The following is a 19,278-nucleotide window of genomic DNA, read 5'->3' as shown; positions in this document are numbered from 1 at the left end:
TCGTTGGTTTTACCAGTCTAGGAAAAGCAAAACCAACTTGCAACGAGAAGCTTGTTACATTTCTTTATAGATAAGCTCTATTAATATCCATCTCTTGATTATGTGGCAGATGTTTTGGTTTGGGCTTCACATTCACGCCTAACTTCTTCAATGATTTTGAGTTCCTCTTTGCTAAATGGCTGTGTCTTCTGGTTTTGTCCCTTAAATGTTGGGTCCAGTAGAGAGAGGCGCTGGCAAAGGGTGTTCATGCGCTTTTCATTTTGCTGCATACGATCCAGTAAAACACGAATACCCTCTAAAATTGGGTCTGACTGATCCTGCGTGGTCGCATAAGGCTGGAAGCCAATGCTTTCAGCATAATCACGGCGGCGTGCCTCGTCCTGCTCAATCTGGGTTTTATCCTTGAAAATGTATCGTGCAGGGTTGCCAACGGCGGTTACGCCCTCAGGAACTTCCTTGGTCACAACCGCATTTGAACCGACTTTTGCCCCTTTATGAACGGTAAATGGTCCAAGAATTTTGGCGCCTGCACCGACCACCACGCCATCTTCAAGCGTAGGGTGGCGCTTGCCTTTATTCCAAGTGGTGCCGCCAAGCGTAACACCATGATAAAGGGTGACATCATCACCAATTTCAGCAGTTTCACCAATTACCACACCCATGCCATGATCGATGAAAAAACGTTTGCCAATTTTTGCACCTGGGTGAATTTCAATACCCGTGGCAAATCGGCTAAAAGAGGAAAGCAGACGGGCAGTGCCCTTGTATTCTTTCTTCCAGAGTTCATGGGCCATACGATGCATGATCAATGCATGAATCCCAGGATAGGTGGTGAGGACTTCCAGCGTATTGCGTGCAGCAGGATCACGTGCAAATACAGCCTGAATGTCTTCTTTAAGCTGTTTAATCATTGGAATGATCCTCCGTTGTTTTTTTCCATGAACCATTGGCTAAGGCCTGTACGCGGCTAAAGATTCCGCGTAACAAATGATATTCCATACGATCTAATTGTATCCTTCCGAATAAACGGCGCAAGCGTAACGGTAGTAAACGGGGATTACTTGGGTCTAAAAACTCGATTTCAGTCAGCATTTTTTCCAAGTGGGGGTAGAATTCTTCCATTTGCCTTTGCGTGACCAAAGGCTCATCCCACTGCATGCTTTGCTGTTGCTTGAGCTGCATGTGATCATCAGGTGTTTCCGTAGGTGCATTTTGCTCAAGTGCAGCCATACGCAATTCATAGCACACCACCTGAATGGCCTGAGCCACATTTAACACACCATACTCAGGATTGACTGGAATGGTCAGGTGATAATTGGCAAGAGCTAACTCTTCATTGGTGAGCCCGCGATCTTCACGGCCAAACACAATCGCGATATTTTGTTGTTGATGGGCTGCCTGCAAGGCCTCTTTTGCTGCAGGGCGAACATCGAGCAGCGGCCAGGGAATGGTTCGGCTACGGGCACTGGTTCCAAAAACCAGATGACAGTCCTGAATGGCCTGCTCCAGTGTTTCCACAATTTCAATCTGCTCAATTAAATCCTGTGCGCCAGCAGCAAGGGCATCAATGTCAGGATGCGGATATGTCTTTGGTGCAACAAGCACAAGCTTGGAAAGTCCCATGGTTTTCATGGCACGTAAGGCACTGCCGATATTGGCGGGTAGCGTGGTGTTCACCATCACAATACGCACATGATCCAAATGTTTGGACACATGATTTTGGTCAAACAGGTTCATAGATTATCCAAAATTAAGAATATTGGGAGACTTCGGCTTGATAGAGGTCTAGAGCCTCATCCATTGACATATTGTCAGGAGGTGGAGGGACAGCCGCAACTTTTGGTGTCTCAACCACTTTGGCAGCTTTAGACTTGACCTGATATTCGATGTAAATCGCATCCTTGCCGAAATAGTCACGCAGTTTGGCGAGTAGCTCGTCAAGTGGAGCAACTTTCCATTGTGCGCCCAGCAAAAGTTCAGCGCTTGCAAAACTTTGCTCAAGCTGGATTTGCACCCCAATATGCTGACACATATCGATGTTGCAGTAAGGTAAAAGCATGCCTTGCAGGTCTTTTGCCAAAGATTTGCCCATCAGGTCATGTGCTAGGCGAATCTGGATGTTCTGTGCCCGTTTTTGCCGTATTTCATTCAGGTTAAATGCCTTACTTAAACGTGCCATCGGGCGGTCAAAGCCCTCACGTTCATAAATCTCCCCTTCAATCACCACCACCTGTTCCAGTTTGAGAATGTCTTTATAGCGCTGGAAACGTTCGTGGTTGCAACTGACTTCAACACGCGATGTCCCATCATCCAGGGTAATCATGATACGGTTTGGGAAGTTGGCAATATCCAGCACCAAACCTGCAAAAACAGTGGTTACACCACGACGTGTTGGGGTCAATTCATTCAGTTTGACTGAAACGAACTGCTTTAATTCCTGACGATAGGTATCAATCGGGTGGCCTGTTAAATACAGGCCCAGCGTATCTTTTTCACCTTTTAAACGGACTTCATCTGACCACGGTTTGACAGGTTTGGCTGGCTTGCGCTGAACTTCCTCAACTTCACCAAATAGGTCCATAATCCCCGTTTCGCGGTTGCTGCGTGCCTGTTCAGCCGCCTGAACCGCTTCTGGAAGTTGTGCCATCAAACTTGAACGTTCAATGCTCAGACAATCCAGTGCACCTGCACGGATCAGGGCTTCAAGTGTGCGTTTATTGATTTTTTTCAGGTCAATACGATGGCAGAAATCAAACAGGTCCTTATACGGACCTTCCTTGATCCGTGAATCAATCACAGACTGCATTGCCTGTTCACCCACACCCTTGATCGCCCCCAAGCCATAGACAATGGTGCGTTCATCACTGGCATGGAAATGGTATAGCGACATATTGACAGAGGGCGGTAACACGTCGAGTTTATTGTTACGACAGTCATCAATCAGGAATACAATGCTGTCAGTATTCTGCATTTCCGATGACAATACCGCCGCCATAAATTCGGCAGGGTAATGTGCCTTTAACCATGCGGTATGATAGGCAACCAGTGCATAGGCTGCGGCATGTGATTTGTTAAAGCCATAGCCAGCAAACTTTTCCATATAGTCAAAGATATGGTTCGCGGTTGCTTCATCAATATTTTTTTCGGCAGCACCTGTAATAAAGATTTGACGCTGTTTGACCATCTCCTCAGGTTTTTTCTTACCCATGGCGCGACGCAGCAGGTCTGCGCCACCCAGCGTATAGCCTGCACAGAACTGTGCCGCCTGCATTACCTGTTCCTGATACACCATGATGCCATAGGTAGGTTCCAATACACCCTCAAGCAAAGGATGCAGATATTCAAACTCGCCACCATGCATACGGTGGATAAAGTCTGGAATCAGGTCCATTGGGCCAGGACGGTATAGTGAAACGAACGCGATAATCTCTTCAAACTTGCTTGGTCGTGCTTCCTTGAGCATCTTTTTCATGCCGACAGATTCAAACTGGAATACCGCAGTGGTGTTTGCCTCGGCAAAGACCAGATAGGCATCTTTATCATCCAGTTCAACATTGGCAATGTCGAGTGGGGTATCCGACTTGATCCTTTTGTTAATATTCTGAACAGCATCTTCAATAACAGTCAGGTTACGCAGACCCAAAAAGTCAAACTTGACCAGACCCGCCGCTTCAACGTCATCTTTATCGTATTGTGCAACACGGTTGGTGCCATCAGCATCACAAAGAACTGCGGAATAATCGGTAATTTTACCTGGTGCAATAACCACACCACCCGCATGCTTGCCTGTGTTACGGGTAATGCCCTCAAGCTTGAGCGCCATTTCCCAGATTTCGGCGGCATCATCATGATCGGGATTGGATGGATTGGTAACGATATCCTTGAGCTGCGGCTCCATTTCAATCGCCTGTTTTAAATCCACACCCAGCGGTTTGGTTGGCACCATTTTGGAAATACGGTCAGCCAGACCATAAGACTTGCCCAGTACGCGGGCAACATCACGAATCGCACCTTTGGCTGCCATGGTACCGAATGTTGCAATCTGTGAAACCGCTTCACGACCATAATTCTGGGCAACATACTCAATTACACGGTCACGGCCCGCAATGCAGAAATCCACGTCAAAGTCGGGCATGGAGACACGTTCAGGGTTAAGGAAACGTTCAAACAGTAGGTCATAACGCAGTGGGTCAAGGTCGGTAATCTTTAAGCTATAAGCAACAAGTGAACCTGCACCTGAACCACGACCAGGCCCCACAGGTACGCCATTGTTTTTTGCCCACTGGATAAAGTCCATGACGATCAGGAAGTAACCTGGGAATCCCATTTTCAGGATAATGTCGACTTCATACTTGATCCGTTCATCATAGGGCTGGCGAACTTCTGCCCAGTCTTCACCACGTTTTTCAACTGGGTAAAGATGATTTAGGCGTTCTTCCAGACCTGTACGCGACAAATGCTCAAAATAGGTGTCGATGGTATAGCCATCTGGAATCGGGAAGTCGGGTAGGAAATAAGTGCCCAACTGTAAGCTGACATTGCAGCGTTTTGCAATCTCATAGGTGTTTTCAATGGCACTAGGAATGTCTGAAAACAGTTCAGACATTTGCTCGGCCGTTTTAAAATATTGTTCAGGGCTGTAGGGTTTGGGCCGTTTGTCATCACCCAGGACATAACCATCGGCAATGCATACGCGGGCTTCATGCGCCTCAAAATCGTCCTGCTCAATAAAATGCACATCGTTGTGTGCCACCACACCAATTTGATATTTTGCAGCAAGTTTTGCAGCCTGTAGGATAAAATCCTCTTCGCCAACACGTTCGGTACGGGTTAGGGCTAAATAGACACGGTCGCCAAATTTCTCAATCCACGCTTCCAGTAAAGGTTCAGCTTTCTGTGGGTTGGATGAGCAGAGCATTTTGCCAACATCGCTATGTTGACCCAGCAGAATGATCAGGTCTTCCGCCTGTTCCAGTATCCATTCTTTCTGTATGCAGGGCGTGCTGAGTTGTTGTCCCTCAATAAAACCACGCGACACAATCTCAGTTAAATTCCGCCATCCTGTATTACTCATGGCAAGCAAGGTTGCGCGATGTTCAGCATCATTCAGGCGAATGACACTACCCATAATTGGCTTGATGCCTTTACCCAGACATGCGCCGTAAAATTTTACCGCTGCGTGCAGGTTGGACAAATCGGTGATGGCAAGCGCAGGCATTTCTTCTGCAACAGCAACTTTGACCAAATCGGGTATGCGAACAATCGATTCGGTAATCGAGAATTCTGTATGTATACCGAGATGAACAAACTGCATAATAAAGACGATCCTTTTTCAAACCAAGGCATAGTTTAGCATGCAAACTTATAATGACATGCTTAATATTTTGGCAAACCGTATGGCTGCCTGATTATTTGGGTTAAATTGGAAAAATAATTTTTTATTTTTATATGCTTATAAATCAAAAGCTAAGATGAATATATTTGTGGTTGGAATGTGATTGCTCAAATTTTATCTGTTTATGAATGGTGCTGGTTCCTAACCTTGCTGGTGGATATGTACAGTTAAAAAAAAAATTGGAGACTTATATGAAATGTACCGTTTTCAAGATTGAAAGACAGCTTTCCTGCTGCTTTCAACCTTGTTAAATAGCGGGAAACTAAATGATTCAGTTCCATCATTTGAATAGGTTGCTAAAAATGATGTTGCACCCAAATCAATCCAGAAAAAAGTCTTTTTGTAGCTGAGTGTTGCCACTGACACAGGCATACTGAGTGAAATCAGTCATCCCGATACGCGCCAACGCTTGCTCATCGGTTAGGCTTTGTCCTGTCAGTTCGCCTTTCGCCGTACTATAAATCGCAAAAGCTGCATCTGCCATAATTTCTGGCTTTCGGCTGAGCTGCCGTGTATTTTCTTCACCTAGGTTCTTCGAAACCGCTGCTGTGGCGATATAAGTTTCAGGCCAGAGGGTATTACAGGAAATGCCATAGTGACGAAATTCTTCTGCCATACCTAGCGTCAGAATCGTCATACCATATTTAGACAAGGCATAAGGCGAGAGCATACCTAACCATTTCGGTGACATATTCACAGGTGGCGATAAGCTTAAAATATGCGGATCTTTTGCTTGTTTGAGATAGGGTAAAGCGGCCTGCGCACAAATAAAGGTTGCACGATGGTTAATGGTTTGGATCAGGTCATATTGTTTTAATGAGGTGGCTTCGACTCCTGTGAGTGCAATCGCACCTGCATTATTAATCAGCACATCAATGCCACCAAAGTTCTTGGCTGCTTGTTGCATGGCAGCATGGATTTGCTGTTCATCTCGTACATCTAAAAGTAAGGGCAGTGCTTTGCCACCCGCAGCTTCAATCTCTTCGGCGACGCTATAAATCGTGCCTGTTAATTTGGCTGTTTCCACTTCCGTTTTTGCTGCAATGACAACATTTGCCCCAGCTTGTGCTGCTTTCAGCGCAATGGCTCTGCCAATTCCTCGGCTGCCACCCGTAATAAAAATGGTTTTTCCTTGCATATTACTCATGTCGATGTCCTATATTTAATTTTTATCAATATGTCGTTAAATCATAAAAGGATGTGCAAATTTTTCTGGATTGTAGAGTTGTCGTTGTTTGGCAATCTCAACAATGCGATGACGCAACTGACGTTTGATCACGGCGTAGGTTAGACGATGCTTTTGTGACATCTCTTCAGCAAACTTAAAGACTTCAGCATTTAATGATTCGGCAGGATGAAGCTGATGAACCACATGTGCGTCTAAGCACTCAATCCCAGTCATGGATTTGCCTGTTAAGGACATTTCCCAAATGGCATGTTGATTGGGAAGGAGTTGCACAATTTCTGCAATACAGTCAGTAAAAGGAATGGTCAGTTTGACTTCGGGGAAGCAAAAGCGTCCTTTGTCTGCCCGCATCAAGCGGAAGTCACATGCAGATGCCAAGATTGCACCACCTGCATAAGCATTGCCATTAATTTCCGCAATGACAGGGAGGTTAAGCAAGGCCAAGCGCAGCAGCATATTTTCCAGTTGCGTGGTAAAAGCTTTTTTATCTTGCATGGATTGCTGCATTAACCATGCGAGGTCTAAGCCATTGCAAAAAGTCTTGGGGTGGTCGCTTCGAATGACTAGGCAAGCATTATGCGAATGGCGCTCGATCTCATCAAAGATCTCGATATATTCATTCAGCACATCTTGATTTAAGACATTTTCCTGATCGCCATTGGTTAAGGTGAGAACATAAATAGACTGCTGTTGATCAAACGTCATGGTGGTCATTGAAGCGCTTCCTCATTCTGCGATGGTTGATTGATTGCAGTCATTATTTCGAATAAAACACTCGCACAATAGGTGTGACTATGCCATATTGATGATCATTTTAGGACAGTGGATGTGCGATGCGAGATCCTTTTGGATTGTTTCAGGAAACCATCTCAGTTTCATATGCACATCTATTATTAGAAATTGTGCATGATTATGCGATTGATACTGAAACAGTTTTGTCTGGCACAGGATTGGTGCTGGCAGAAATGAAACAAGCCGATGCCAAAATGAGTGCGCATCAATGGTCAAAGCTAGTGGTGAATGCTTTAAGGCTGACGGATAATCCAAGGCTTGGGATTGAATATGGTTTTAAATTACGTCCCACTTCGCATGGAGCCTTAGGTTTTGCATTTCTGAGTTGTACTGATGTTGAAACTGCATTAACGCTGTGCCAACAGTATTTCTGTACACGAATCCAGAACTTTACCCCTGAATGGTACATGGATGAAGACTTTGTCTATGTCTATTTGGATGGTGTACATCCTGTTAAATTTGGCAATGAACAGCAATCTGATCAATTACGACACTTTCTGATTGAAAGTTTGCTATTTGGGGCGATTCATTTTTTAGCTTTGTTTTCTGAAAAAATTGTTGAACGTTGTGAGGTCTTTGTTGATTGGGCCGATGCACAAAATTATAAACGTATCGATTTATCTCAGATCAAGATTCATTTTAATCAGCAACGCAATGGCCTGCGCTTCCCCAAGCAATATCTGCATTGTAAAAATCCTAATGCTGATCAAGTCGCATTCCAGCAGGCATTATTGTATTGCGAAAATGACAAATTGAAATTACTCAAAGAATCGGCGCGCGACCTACAGAAAAGTATTCGTTCTGAGTTGTTGTATAAAGCTGGCAATACTTATCCGACATTAGCGTTGATCGCACAGCGGTTGAATATGTCTGAACGAACCATCAAGCGACATTTACAGGTACAAGGAACTACTTTTTTACAGATTTTGGCTGAGGTACGTTTTAGTCAAGCCAAGAAGTTGCTGCAACAACCACAATATAGTATTCAGGACGTTGCAGCTCTGGTGGGGTATGAAGAAGCCACAAATTTTATTCGAGCTTTTAAAAAGATGTTTGGGGAAACACCGAGTCAGTATCGGAAAAGCTATTTGTCCAAGGCCGATTCATCCGACATCGCCAACTGAACCGTTACAATAAAAAGTTCTAGCGAATGCTGAATCTGTTCGGTCCATTCAAAGGAACAATTCATACGAATAAAGTGCTGATGAGACGGCAGCACATTAAATAATGGGCTTGGGGCAACCCCAACCTGATTTTGAATGAGCTGCTCATAAATTTTCATACTGCTAACTTTATCAGGCAGTTGAATCCAAAGAAAATAGCCACTTGGATAGTTATACACCTTACAGTCTTTCGGTAGATGTTGTTTGAGATATTGAAAGAATTGTTTTTTATTCTTTTCCAAAGCCCGTCTAAGCGTTCTCAGGTGCTTTTCATAATGATGATGAGAAAGGAACTCAACCAATGCATTCTGGATCAGCGCATTGGCTGAAATGGTGCTCATCAACTGTAGATGCTGAATATGTTCGGAAAATTTTCCAGCATAGACCCATCCCATACGGAACCCTGAACCCAAGGTTTTGGAAAAAGAAGAGCAGTGCAAGACCAGATTCTGCTGATCAAAATATTTCATTGGCAGAGGCTTTTGATTGCCGTAAAACAGTTCTTCATAGACATCATCTTCTATCAAATGAATTTGATGTTCATGCAGCAGCTTGGCAATTTTATATTTGATATCATCGCTGACGGTAAAGCCAATCGGGTTATGTGAGTTCAACATAAACCAGCACACTTTGATCGGATAGTTTTTAATGACTTGTTCAAAAGCTTCAATATCAAAACCATGTTGTGGATGTTCTGGCAGGGTAATCACCTTGAGTCCCAAACGTTCAGCTGCCTGCCATGCACCATAGAAGATGGTTTGCTGCAATAAAATATAATCGCCTGGTTGAGTAATTGCTTGCAGGGAAAGATTCAAAGCTTCTAAACCACCCGATGTAATGACAATGTCATCTGCATCAGTTGGAATCCCTTGCATACAATAGCGTTGAGCAATCAGTTTTCTGAGTGCTAAATTCCCAGGCGGTAGGTTGGTGGTTTGATCATAACTATGGCGATTGCGGGAAAGTTGCCCCATGATCTGAATCAGTTTGGGTGGATAGAGTAACTGACTATCTGGAAATGCAGAACCTAGTGGGCTGACCTGTTTAGACTGGATCGACTTGAGGTATTTAAACACCAAGGAGTTAATTTCAATTTTGGGGTTTAAAGAGACCACCGAATAAGCTTGTGGAATCTGGATATTATTTTGCTCTGCGACAAAATAACCTGACTTTTCCTTGGAATAAATCAATCCTTGCGCTTCCAGTTCTTGGTAAGCGTTCATCACGGTAATTAAGCTAAACCCTGATCGTTGCACTTGCTCACGTAAAGAAAGCAGTTTGCTGTGCGGCTGCCATGATCCATTTTCAATGAGAAGTTTCAGGTTGTGCGCTAATTGTTCTGATTTATACATAAAGTAAAGTGAATCCATCTTGATGGAACAGCTTGGTATGCAAGCTGCTCCATCTCTTTTTTAATAAGCAAACATCAATAACAGTCTAAATAGGCCTGCAATGATGGCGAGTGCAAAAAATCCAACTAACCACAGTATTATAAACCATTGAGTTTGGCTTAAATGCAGAGATTTAATTTTCATGCAAAGTTGCTCCTTAGTGATAACCTGTATCTCCAACCCGTACTTTATCTCTAAACACCCAGTACGACAGGATGGTATAGGCGATAATGATCGGAATGAGAATTACTGCACCAACCAATGCAAATTTCTGACTAGAATGCGGTGCTGCAGCTTCCCAAATCGTGACCGATGGTGGGATGATATTCGGCCAGAGGCTGATCACAAATCCAGTAAAGGCCAAGAACACGAGTGCCAAGGTATAGATAAAAGGTTTATAGTCCTGACGTTGTTTACAAGCTTTTAAAATTAAGAATGTAAACAGCAGTACTAAGATGGGTACAGGGCTAAAATACAGGAGATTCGGTAAGGCAAACCAACGCGCTGCAATTTCAGGATGGGTCAGTGGGGTATAGAGACTGACACCTGCAAAGACTACAAATAGCAAAATGATCAGCTTAGGCATCAGTGCATACATTTGATCTCGTAGTTCATGGTCGGTTTTCATAATCAGCCAGCCACAACCGAGAGCCGCATACATGGCAACCACACCCAGCCCCGTAAATAAGGCGAAAGGAGTGAACCAATCTAAACCTGAACCTGAGAAAATCCCATTGGTGGTTTGGATGCCTTGAATATAAGCACCTAAAATCACGCCTTGCAGGAAGCTGGACAGAATTGAACCCCAGATAAAAGCCTGATCCCACAAATGCTTGGTGCGATTGGCTTTAAAACGAAACTCAAAGGCAACTCCACGAAAAATCAAGGCGATCACCATCAAGGTAATCGGCATATACAACGCAGATAGTACAGTTGAATACACCAATGGAAAGGCAGCGAATAAACCTGCACCACCGAGTACCATCCATGTTTCATTGCCATCCCAGACAGGTGCGACGGTATTCATCATCACATCACGTTCTTCACGGCTTTTGATGAAAGGGAACAGAATCCCGATCCCGAGATCAAAACCATCCAGAATGACATAGATCAGGACACCAAGACCGATAATGCCCACCCAAATCAGAGATAAGTCAATCATGGTGTTTCTCCTTATTTGGGTTTTGTTGATCAATGCTTTCATCGACTGCACTTAAAGGACGCATTGGTGTTTTGAAATGCCCATGGCCTGCTGGCTCAAGATCAATCGCTTCAATAAATTCAGGACCTTTTTTCAATAGTTTCAGCATGTAGTAAATACCGCTACCAAACACGATGGCATAGACCACCACGAAAATGATCAAGCTGATCCCGACTTGATCGGCAGTCACCGTATGCGACAAACCATCTTTGGTGCGCATCACCCCATAAATTACCCAAGGTTGACGGCCAACTTCGGTGGTGACCCATCCCGCCAGTAAGGCGATATAGCCTGTAGGCCCCATGACAAAAGCGAATTTATGAAACCAAGATGAACCATAAAGCTTGCCTTTTTTACGCAGCCATAAAGCAACGAAAGAGAGCAACACCATTAACATGCCAAGCCCGACCATGACACGGAAACTCCAGAATACAATGGTGGCATTTGGGCGATCTTCAGGTGCGAAATCTTTTAGACCTGTCACTTTGCCATCTATGGAGTGGGTCAGGATCAGACTGCCAAGATGAGGGATGCCGACTTCATAGCGGTTTTCTTCACTGTTTATATCAGGAATGGCAAATAATAACAGTGGCATGGACTCATTGTGATTGGTTTCCCAATGACCCTCGATGGCAGCTAGTTTTGCTGGTTGATGTTGCAAAGTATTCAAACCATGATGATCCCCAATCACCACCTGCAAGCACGAGGTGACAAGTACCATCCATAGACCCATCGAAAATGATTTTTTGACCAGTTCATCACGACGGCCTTTAATCAGATGCCATGCGGCAGTACCCACCACCAATAAGGAGGACACTAAAAATGCAGCGGCGGCCATATGTGCAAAGCGATAAGGGAAAGAAAGATTAAATACGATTGCCCACCAGTCTGTTGGAATAATGATGCCATTCTCAATGGTAAAACCTTGTGGGGTTTGCATCCAACTGTTGGAGGAGAGAATCCAGAACATGGAGATACAGGTGCCAATGGCGACCATCAAGGTGGCAAAGAAATGGGCTTTGGGGCTGACTCGTCCCCAACCAAACAGCATGATGCCCAAGAAGCCCGCTTCCAAGAAGAATGCACTGAGCACTTCATAAGTCAGTAAGGGGCCAGTCACACTTCCCGCAATACGGGAAAATTCACTCCAGTTGGTACCAAACTGGTAGCTCATCACCACGCCAGATACCACACCCATCCCAAAGGCAACCGCAAAGATTTTGATCCAGAATTTAAACAGATCTTTGTAAATCGGGTTTTGAGTACGCAGCCATTTCCATTCCAGCATAGCAAGAAAACAGGCGAGACCAATTGAGGTGGCGGGAAAGATAATGTGAAATGAAACAGTAAACGCAAACTGTATTCGGGCTAATTCTAAAGCAGTGAGACCGAGATCCATATATCCTCTCCTATAACAGACTTAAAATAGTTGCTAGGAAAATGTGAAAGAGCAGTTCTTAAATGGTTAAAAAATAAGATTAGAGTCGGTGTGCTCAATTCTTATGCAGAACCATTTTCAGTTCTATTCATCATCTGCTGTTATGGTGTGTAGGAGTAGATACACATGCTTATGATTTTTTTATAACAGATAAAGCAAAAATAAAACATCTGTTATATTTTTTTAGGCAGCCTCTGTAGCTATTCAGCGATTGATATCTTCTACAAAATAACACCAAGAACGGTACGGCTTGTTAAATAGTGTACAAAACGTACAGATCAATCAAAAGACAATGGTTTTGCTGAAAGGTGTGTAGGGCGATGTTTGTAACTAAAGAACTTAATGCGATAACCCAGCTTTTTCAGGATGGCGAGGTTTCGCAAGCAGTACAAGAGCAGCTACATCTTGACTATGTAAATCTCGAAGCAATCTTGTTACGAGGCAAGGTATTAAGAGACTTTTCTAAAGAGAAAGTCGCTTATATTGTGCAAGCAAAAATAGAGGAAAATGACAATAATCTTGGGTATTTGTTTGCCCCATTTATTATTGCCAATTTAAATCAGCCCGTGATTTATACAACACCGATTTCAGCAGCTGTTCTGGCAATCCTGAATCAATATTATCAGGCTGAGAAAAGTGTCAATTTAAAAATTGAAGAAGTGCTCCAAAGTCTAAAGCTTTATGTGGATTTGGTTGAACAGCCTAAAAAAGAAGCTGATTTTCTGTTTCGAACTTTGGTTAAAGCCCTCTGTCGAACAGATATTTCCCATCTTTTCTTGATTACACATTTACTTGTAAATCAGGATCAAATTCAAATCTTGCAGGAGTATTTGCAGATAAAAATTGACGTGATTTGCTGTGATACAGCAGAACGTAGTGTTAATGATAAATTGATTAATACTCGAAAATTATTGTTTAAAAACAAGGATGAGTTTCATAAAGTTATTTGTACTTTTTTTTCGAGCCTGAATGCGCAACTGGTGGCACAGATTGGCCAGTTCAGCCAAAAACAGGCGGCACATTTAATTGAGGATATGTTTTATTCAGAACACATTTTTGAAAAGTTGTCGGTCTATGCTGAATATATGCAAACCCGCATTCAAAATGGTGCCAGTTACAGGGCTTTGTCCATGATGTAGATGATGCAGTATTGAATTTTACTATTTAAATAGGAGCAGATGATATGTCTCAAGAGCAAGCAAAATTCCCATACCTTACTGTTGGGATTAGTATTTTACTTGGCTGTTTATTCCTGGTTTTCTTCTTTCTTGCGGTCAGTAATGAACCAGATTATATGCCATCACAGCAAAAGCAGAATACGGCACAGATGCAACAGTCAACGCAGGCTAATAAATAAGTTTGGGTATGGCGCACAATGCAAGGTTTATCTTTCTTACTGGTGATTTGAGCATTCACCAGTAAGCTTTTTTGACGCTTATGACTTTTTATTTATTCAGGGCTAGCTATTAAACTCAATAACGTCTTGGCGACTTTCCTGTCCAGCGTTTAAATGCGCGTGAGAAGTTTTTGGTATTGGTATAACCAAGATGGTTTGCGATATGTTCAAGTGATAAATTTGGATTTTTGAGTAATTGCGTTGCTTTTTCACACCTTACTTTATCTACTAATTCTCTAAAATTGGTATTTTCACTTTCTAATTTTCGTTGTAAAGCACGCTCAGAGATTTGTATTTTTTCCAAGATATCTGATAAAGGACTGATTCCCATCGCCTCATCGTAAATTAGATCTTGTATTGTACTGATAAAGCTGTTTTGTTTTAAAAGCTTACGTAATTGGTATTTACATTCTTCTCTTGCGAAACGTCCTGCAATTGCATCTGAATGAAGTAGGGGAATATCTAAAATTTCTTTTTTAAATTCTAGACAGGTAACAGGGCGATTAAATCTTACTTCGCCAGGAATTAAGGGAAGTAATTTATCAAAATAGTCAGGTTTATTAAATTGGACATCAGCAAAGCCTGTTAGGGTATGTCCAGAAATACTTTTCCCCATTTGTGCAAACCCAAGCAATAAAGCAATTTGGATGACTTCATCTAGGTAATAAGCTTCAGTTTGTTCAAATGTGATAAGCGCATGATCATTCACAACTTCTAGTTTAATGGTATGTATACTGGATTGGAGTGAAATGAATTCCTGGGCAACATTGAGTGCCTGTTTGACATTTTCAGCCAGCATGGCAGCCATTCCCATTAACCCATGACAGGTAATGGTCATTTGCATGCCTAAATAAAAACCAAACTCTAAAGTTGGAACCTGTGTAAGTTCAAGTGCCCGCTTTAGAATGCCCATGACAATCTTGGCATCTGCACGCCATAGGGGTTGTACCAGCTGCTCTGCGTGGAAACCTGAGTCTTTTAATAATTCATCTGCAGAAATTTCCCAACGAGATACAACATCCACGATCAGGGCGATATAGGTGCCAGGAACAGTTTTTTCTAATTCTTTATTGAATGTCATAAAAATGCGATGTCGGAAAATGATACTAAAATGGCTTGATAAGAACTATTACAACATTTTTTTATATTTAAAAATAGCTTCACCAATCCCCTAAGTAAATAGACCACGTTTTAAAACAGTTTATGTTTTTCTATGGGGTTGAATAGATTAAGAATAACACTAGGATTCGTAATGAAAAACGGAATTTTGATTGCAGCCTTAATGACAGTTTTCTCAACGACAACATATGCGAAAGTCGATATTTGTGTATTCGATTTACTGGGTAAGGCTGGTGAGTCGTATAAGATGGTCGAAGAGTGGGCATTGGCCGCAAAGTCTTGGAATGCTGATCTAAACCTGATTCCATATCAGGATGAAGCCAAGGCACAAAATGATTTTGAAGACGGAAAGTGCGATGGTATTTCCATGACATCGATGCGTGCCCGTAAATACAATAAGTTTGCGGGATCAATTGATGCCTTGGGTGCAATCACCAGCAATTCGATTGCGCAAAAAGCCATTACCTATGTACTAGACCCCCGCAATAAGCATCGTATGGTGACAAAGGTAGAGGGGGATGAATTTGAGGTTGCTGTTATCGCTCAAATTGGCTTGGCCTATGTGTTTGTACACGATAAAAATATCAATACCATTGAAAAAGGCAAAGGTAAACGGTTTGCCTATTTACACTATGACCAGGCCCAGAAAATGATTGTGGAACGTCTGGAACTGGTCGGTGTCCCTTCTGAAATTTCAGATTTTGCTAAGAAATTTAATAATAACCAGGTGGACGTGATTGCTGCACCAGCCTATGCCTATAAACCATTGGAAATTGCAAAAGGTCTAGGGGCAAATGGTGCCATGTTTAATTTTCCTGTTATCAATTTAACGGGCGACATCATTATTCGCCCAGACAAATTCCCTGCTAATTTTGGATTGAAGTCACGTGACTGGGCGATTAAGCAACTTCCCCAAAACTTTGCCACCATTGCGCGTCTGGAAGCTGAAATTCCTGCCAAATATAAGCAGGGGCTTTCTGCGGAAGATAAACGCCGTTATCAACAAATGTTGAGAGATGGACGAATCGAACTGACTAAATTGGGGGTTTATGACCCAGTGATGATGGGAGTTCTAAAACGTGCCCGTTGTACAGTGGAACGAACAAATTTTGAGTGTTCTTTAAGTGGGGAATAGCTAACCTGTTGTTCAGGCACTTAAATAATTGACTGATCCTACTGTAATTATAAAAAGTTTCTTTATAATGCGGCAAAAAATAAATAGCGATGATTTGGATAATCGTTATGAGTAGAAAGGCACATTCAGTGCCGAATGAAGAAAACAAACATAAGGTTTGTGAAAGGAAGAAAATATGAAAAAAGTTGCACTAGCCATTGTAACGACTTCTCTTATGGGAATGTCGATTTCTGCTCAGGCAAAAGTGGATGTCTGTGTTTTTGACATCTTGGGAAAGTCTGGTGAGGCTTATAAAATGATGCAGGACTGGGCATTGGCAGCAAAAGGCTGGGGCGCTGATGTCAATTTAATGGCAATTACGGATGAAGCGGTTGCTGATAATGACTTTAAGGCAGCCAAGTGCGATGCGGTTGCAATGACATCCATGCGTGCACGTCCATATAATAAATATGTGGGTTCTATTGATTCGTTGGGTGGTGTTCCAAGTGATGAGATTGCAAAGCGCGCAATCACTTTCGTTTCCGATGCACGTAACGCCGCCAAAATGACCACCAATCTTGGTGGTAACAAATATGAGGTAGCGGGCATTTCACCACTAGGCTCAGCTTATATTTTCGTTCGTGATAAAAGCATCAACTCAATTGAAAAAGCAGCAGGTAAAAAGTTTGCTGTCTTGGGCTATGACGATGCACAGAAACTGATTGTACAACGTGTGGGTGCTCAGGCCGTACTTTCTGACATTTCAAAACTTTGCCGCCAAGTTTAATAATGGTCAGGTTGATATGATTGGTGCGCCAGCCTATGCCTACAAACCATTAGAGTTAAGTAAGGGGCTGGGTACGAACGGTGTGATGTATAATTTCCCTGTGCTGCAAGTGACAGCAAACCTTGTATTGCGCCCTGAGAAATTTCCAGCAGGCTTTGGTCAAAAATCCCGTGAATGGTTTGTAAAACAGCTTCCAAAAACATTCGCAACCATTAAGCGTCTGGAATCTGAAATCCCCGCAAAATATAAAATGGACTTAACTGCTGAAGATAAACTGAAATACCAAAAAATGATGCGTGATGGTCGTATTGAACTAACACAACGTGGGATCTACGATGCGGGCATGATGTCTGTTTTGAAGAAAGCACGTTGTTCAGTAGATAAGGCGAACTTTGAATGTTCTTTGGCAGGTGAATAATACAGGACGTATCATTCTAAAAATCAAAAAGCCTAGATCATCTAGGCTTTTTGATTTCCACCATTTTACTTTAATGGTTGAGATTTTCTAAAAAACGCTGGATAATTTTTTGTGCCTGATTTTGCAATTGGGCTGCATAAAGCAGATTATCCTGTCTTAACTGGGGAATAGACAAATTGGCATGACGTATTTCGCAAGTATGACCAATTAACCATTTCTCAAAACTATGTTGACTGACTTCCAGATGAAACTGTAAGGCTAAAATCTGCTTTCCGACAGCAAAGGCCTGATGAGGATAAACATCCGAACTTGCCAATAAGGTCGCATGATCTGGTAAGTCGAATGTGTCGCCATGCCAGTGCAACACATGGGTATCTTCAAGTGCTGCCAGAATATTTTCAGCAACAGGCTGAATGTCCAGTTTGCCCCAGCCAATCTCTTTTTGGTGTCCAGCATAGACTTTGGCACCTAGTGCATGAGCAATCAGCTGCGCCCCCAGACAAATACCAATCGTGGGTTTATTGGCTGCCAAACGCTGTTTAAGCAACTCAATCTCATCAATCAGGAAAGGGTAGTCCTCAGTTTCATAAACACCAATTGGACCACCGAGGATGATGGTTAAACCCTCATAATTGAGGGCTGGGCTGAGGTCGTCAACACCCGCCTCGAAATAACGGACGCGGAAGCCAAGTTGATAAAAAGCATCTTCCAGAGAACCTAAATCCTCAAAGGCAAGATGTTGAATTGCATAAACTGTTTTAGGTAATGAGGCTGCTATCGTATTCATGGTTTATAAGGTCATTATATTGGAAGTGAGTTAAGGCATTTTTTGCTCAAGCCAGGCAAATAAGTCTTGGTAGACTTTTTCCCGTACTGCTGGGGCTGAAAGTACCAGATCATGCAAGCCGTTGTGTACTGATAAGGTTTGTATATCACCTTTCATTTTTTTGGCATTATTGGTCATGTCTTTGACATCAAGAATGACATCACTTTGCTGGGCATCAATTCCCCATTTTTTAGGGTATTTGGATTGATGTGAATGCATGATCAGGGTTGGAATATTCAGTGTAATCCCTTTATGGATTTCTTTTTGCGCTTCATGGATGGCATGCACAAAGCACAGTTGTACAAATGGCATGGATTCAGGTTTCCATTCCAGATTAAACTCCCATTCACCATGAAATTTTTTATGCAAACTTGGTACATACCACGGGTTTAGGCCACTTGGAAATTTGGCATTTGGGAAACGCTTGCCAAATTCACTCAGCAATGGAATTCCCACTTTTTTCTCAATGATACTCTTAAAGAAATCATAAAATGGACTATTTGCCCATAATGCCTTAACCAGACGATGGTCAGGATAATGTGCAGCGTATAAGGTTGTGATCAACCCACCTGTTGAATGTCCAGCAAGCAAAACCTGATTATGGTTTTCCTGACCGATGATCTCCAGTGACTTGCTGATTTCAGCATCATATTCACGTAAATCCCGCACGTAATACAGGGTTTGATGGGGAAGTTTGGAACGCCCATATTTTCTAAGGTCAAGTGCGTAGAAATCATAGCCATGCTGGTTGAACTGTTCAGCCATTTCTTTTTGAAAGAAATAATCGGTAAAACCATGAACGTACAACACAGCCTTTTTGGTTGCTTGAGCAGCTTTTTTTCGAACCAATGTCGCAACAACTTTCCCATCATAATCATCAGCAAAGTTCAGGGTGAGTTGCTGATAACCATCCCCTAGGATATCTGTTTGATAAGTATAAAAATTTGAAGTATTCATTTTTGATATAAAGTCTAAATTCATTCATCAACACATTAAATGAAAACATCTGGATGTCAATGGCAATCTGAGATATGAGTGGTTTTCCAGATCGG

At 42.6% G+C, this 19,278-nt stretch carries 15 protein-coding genes and 1 pseudogene; 5 read left to right on the top strand and 11 right to left on the bottom strand.

What is annotated here, in order from left to right; translation table 11 throughout:
• Nucleotides 1-98: 98 nt before the first annotated feature.
• The 5 genes from cysE to QTA56_RS04790 form a co-directional block, all read right to left on the bottom strand.
• Nucleotides 99-911 carry a serine O-acetyltransferase gene (cysE, locus tag QTA56_RS04810; RefSeq protein WP_267979788.1) on the bottom strand — a complete coding sequence of 271 codons (813 nt, stop codon included), beginning with the start codon at nt 909-911 and terminating at the stop codon, nt 99-101.
• Complete coding sequence (locus QTA56_RS04805) at nt 904-1,737, bottom strand: RNA methyltransferase (protein ID WP_267979787.1); 834 nt, start codon at nt 1,735-1,737, stop codon at nt 904-906. The genes cysE and QTA56_RS04805 overlap by 8 nt, the downstream gene beginning before the upstream one ends.
• A 13-nt stretch (nt 1,738-1,750) precedes the next feature.
• A complete protein-coding gene (gene dnaE, locus QTA56_RS04800; RefSeq protein ID WP_267979786.1) occupies nt 1,751-5,314 on the bottom strand; it encodes a DNA polymerase III subunit alpha in 3,564 nt (1,187 codons plus the stop codon).
• A 400-nt stretch (nt 5,315-5,714) separates the two neighbouring features.
• Nucleotides 5,715-6,542, bottom strand: coding sequence for an SDR family oxidoreductase (locus QTA56_RS04795; RefSeq protein WP_267979785.1), 828 nt, complete (start codon nt 6,540-6,542; stop codon nt 5,715-5,717).
• Between the two features lie 36 nt (nt 6,543-6,578).
• A complete protein-coding gene (locus QTA56_RS04790; RefSeq protein WP_267979784.1) occupies nt 6,579-7,295 on the bottom strand; it encodes an enoyl-CoA hydratase/isomerase family protein in 717 nt (238 codons plus the stop codon).
• 119 nt (nt 7,296-7,414) lie between these two features.
• On the opposite strand from QTA56_RS04790, the gene QTA56_RS04785 reads away from it, so the two are divergent.
• Entirely contained in the window at nt 7,415-8,497 is a 1,083-nt protein-coding gene (locus QTA56_RS04785; protein ID WP_267979783.1) for a helix-turn-helix domain-containing protein, read from the top strand.
• Here QTA56_RS04785 and QTA56_RS04780 read toward each other — a convergent pair.
• The 3 genes from QTA56_RS04780 to QTA56_RS04770 all read right to left on the bottom strand — a co-directional run bounded on the left by QTA56_RS04780 (nt 8,458) and on the right by QTA56_RS04770 (nt 12,527).
• Nucleotides 8,458-9,888 carry an aminotransferase-like domain-containing protein gene (locus tag QTA56_RS04780; protein WP_267979782.1) on the bottom strand — a complete coding sequence of 477 codons (1,431 nt, stop codon included), beginning with the start codon at nt 9,886-9,888 and terminating at the stop codon, nt 8,458-8,460. The genes QTA56_RS04785 and QTA56_RS04780 overlap by 40 nt on opposite strands.
• Before the next feature lie 196 nt (nt 9,889-10,084).
• Nucleotides 10,085-11,089 carry a cytochrome d ubiquinol oxidase subunit II gene (gene cydB / locus QTA56_RS04775; protein ID WP_267979781.1) on the bottom strand — a complete coding sequence of 335 codons (1,005 nt, stop codon included), beginning with the start codon at nt 11,087-11,089 and terminating at the stop codon, nt 10,085-10,087.
• Complete coding sequence (locus QTA56_RS04770) at nt 11,082-12,527, bottom strand: cytochrome ubiquinol oxidase subunit I (RefSeq protein ID WP_267979780.1); 1,446 nt, start codon at nt 12,525-12,527, stop codon at nt 11,082-11,084. The genes cydB and QTA56_RS04770 overlap by 8 nt, the downstream gene beginning before the upstream one ends.
• Nucleotides 12,528-12,886: 359 nt before the next feature.
• Between QTA56_RS04770 and QTA56_RS04765 the strand changes: the two genes are divergently transcribed.
• Both QTA56_RS04765 and QTA56_RS04760 read left to right on the top strand, forming a co-directional pair.
• The gene (locus QTA56_RS04765; protein WP_267979779.1) at nt 12,887-13,705 is read left to right on the top strand and encodes a hypothetical protein; all 819 of its coding nucleotides are present in this window, start codon (nt 12,887-12,889) and stop codon (nt 13,703-13,705) included.
• A gap of 44 nt (nt 13,706-13,749) precedes the next feature.
• Nucleotides 13,750-13,923 carry a hypothetical protein gene (locus tag QTA56_RS04760; RefSeq protein ID WP_267979778.1) on the top strand — a complete coding sequence of 58 codons (174 nt, stop codon included), beginning with the start codon at nt 13,750-13,752 and terminating at the stop codon, nt 13,921-13,923.
• Between the two features lie 115 nt (nt 13,924-14,038).
• Here the strand turns inward: QTA56_RS04760 and QTA56_RS04755 are convergent, their stop codons facing one another.
• Complete coding sequence (locus tag QTA56_RS04755; protein ID WP_267979777.1) at nt 14,039-15,043, bottom strand: helix-turn-helix domain-containing protein; 1,005 nt, start codon at nt 15,041-15,043, stop codon at nt 14,039-14,041.
• Nucleotides 15,044-15,214: 171 nt separating this feature from the next.
• Between QTA56_RS04755 and QTA56_RS04750 the strand changes: the two genes are divergently transcribed.
• Complete coding sequence (locus tag QTA56_RS04750) at nt 15,215-16,216, top strand: putative solute-binding protein (RefSeq protein ID WP_267979776.1); 1,002 nt, start codon at nt 15,215-15,217, stop codon at nt 16,214-16,216.
• Between the two features lie 175 nt (nt 16,217-16,391).
• A pseudogene (locus QTA56_RS04745) lies at nt 16,392-17,400 on the top strand (putative solute-binding protein).
• A 70-nt stretch (nt 17,401-17,470) separates the two neighbouring features.
• Here QTA56_RS04745 and QTA56_RS04740 read toward each other — a convergent pair.
• Both QTA56_RS04740 and QTA56_RS04735 read right to left on the bottom strand, forming a co-directional pair.
• Nucleotides 17,471-18,187, bottom strand: a complete 717-nt coding sequence (locus tag QTA56_RS04740; RefSeq protein WP_267979775.1) for a glutamine amidotransferase — start codon at nt 18,185-18,187, stop codon at nt 17,471-17,473.
• A 30-nt stretch (nt 18,188-18,217) separates the two neighbouring features.
• The gene (locus QTA56_RS04735) at nt 18,218-19,183 is read right to left on the bottom strand and encodes an alpha/beta hydrolase (protein ID WP_267979774.1); all 966 of its coding nucleotides are present in this window, start codon (nt 19,181-19,183) and stop codon (nt 18,218-18,220) included.
• Between the last annotated feature and the right edge of the window lie 95 nt (nt 19,184-19,278).

This window comes from Acinetobacter thutiue (genome assembly GCF_030385805.1).
GTDB classification, from domain to species: domain Bacteria; phylum Pseudomonadota; class Gammaproteobacteria; order Pseudomonadales; family Moraxellaceae; genus Acinetobacter; species Acinetobacter corruptisaponis.
This window is presented reverse-complemented; position numbering and strand designations above follow the sequence as displayed.

Excerpts from the sequence above, each read along its gene's own strand:
- cysE (WP_267979788.1), bottom strand. The coding sequence starts at position 911 with ATGATTAAACAGCTTAAAGAAGACATTCAGGCTGTATTTGCACGTGAT.
- QTA56_RS04765 (WP_267979779.1), top strand. The coding sequence starts at position 12,887 with ATGTTTGTAACTAAAGAACTTAATGCGATAACCCAGCTTTTTCAGGAT.
- QTA56_RS04740 (WP_267979775.1), bottom strand. The coding sequence starts at position 18,187 with ATGAATACGATAGCAGCCTCATTACCTAAAACAGTTTATGCAATTCAA.
- QTA56_RS04770 (WP_267979780.1), bottom strand. The coding sequence starts at position 12,527 with ATGGATCTCGGTCTCACTGCTTTAGAATTAGCCCGAATACAGTTTGCG.
- QTA56_RS04785 (WP_267979783.1), top strand. The coding sequence starts at position 7,415 with ATGCGAGATCCTTTTGGATTGTTTCAGGAAACCATCTCAGTTTCATAT.
- QTA56_RS04795 (WP_267979785.1), bottom strand. The coding sequence starts at position 6,542 with ATGAGTAATATGCAAGGAAAAACCATTTTTATTACGGGTGGCAGCCGA.
- QTA56_RS04735 (WP_267979774.1), bottom strand. The coding sequence starts at position 19,183 with ATGAATACTTCAAATTTTTATACTTATCAAACAGATATCCTAGGGGAT.
- QTA56_RS04750 (WP_267979776.1), top strand. The coding sequence starts at position 15,215 with ATGAAAAACGGAATTTTGATTGCAGCCTTAATGACAGTTTTCTCAACG.
- QTA56_RS04805 (WP_267979787.1), bottom strand. The coding sequence starts at position 1,737 with ATGAACCTGTTTGACCAAAATCATGTGTCCAAACATTTGGATCATGTG.
- QTA56_RS04755 (WP_267979777.1), bottom strand. The coding sequence starts at position 15,043 with ATGACATTCAATAAAGAATTAGAAAAAACTGTTCCTGGCACCTATATC.
- QTA56_RS04790 (WP_267979784.1), bottom strand. The coding sequence starts at position 7,295 with ATGACCACCATGACGTTTGATCAACAGCAGTCTATTTATGTTCTCACC.
- cydB (WP_267979781.1), bottom strand. The coding sequence starts at position 11,089 with ATGATTGACTTATCTCTGATTTGGGTGGGCATTATCGGTCTTGGTGTC.
- QTA56_RS04760 (WP_267979778.1), top strand. The coding sequence starts at position 13,750 with ATGTCTCAAGAGCAAGCAAAATTCCCATACCTTACTGTTGGGATTAGT.
- dnaE (WP_267979786.1), bottom strand. The coding sequence starts at position 5,314 with ATGCAGTTTGTTCATCTCGGTATACATACAGAATTCTCGATTACCGAA.
- QTA56_RS04780 (WP_267979782.1), bottom strand. The coding sequence starts at position 9,888 with ATGTATAAATCAGAACAATTAGCGCACAACCTGAAACTTCTCATTGAA.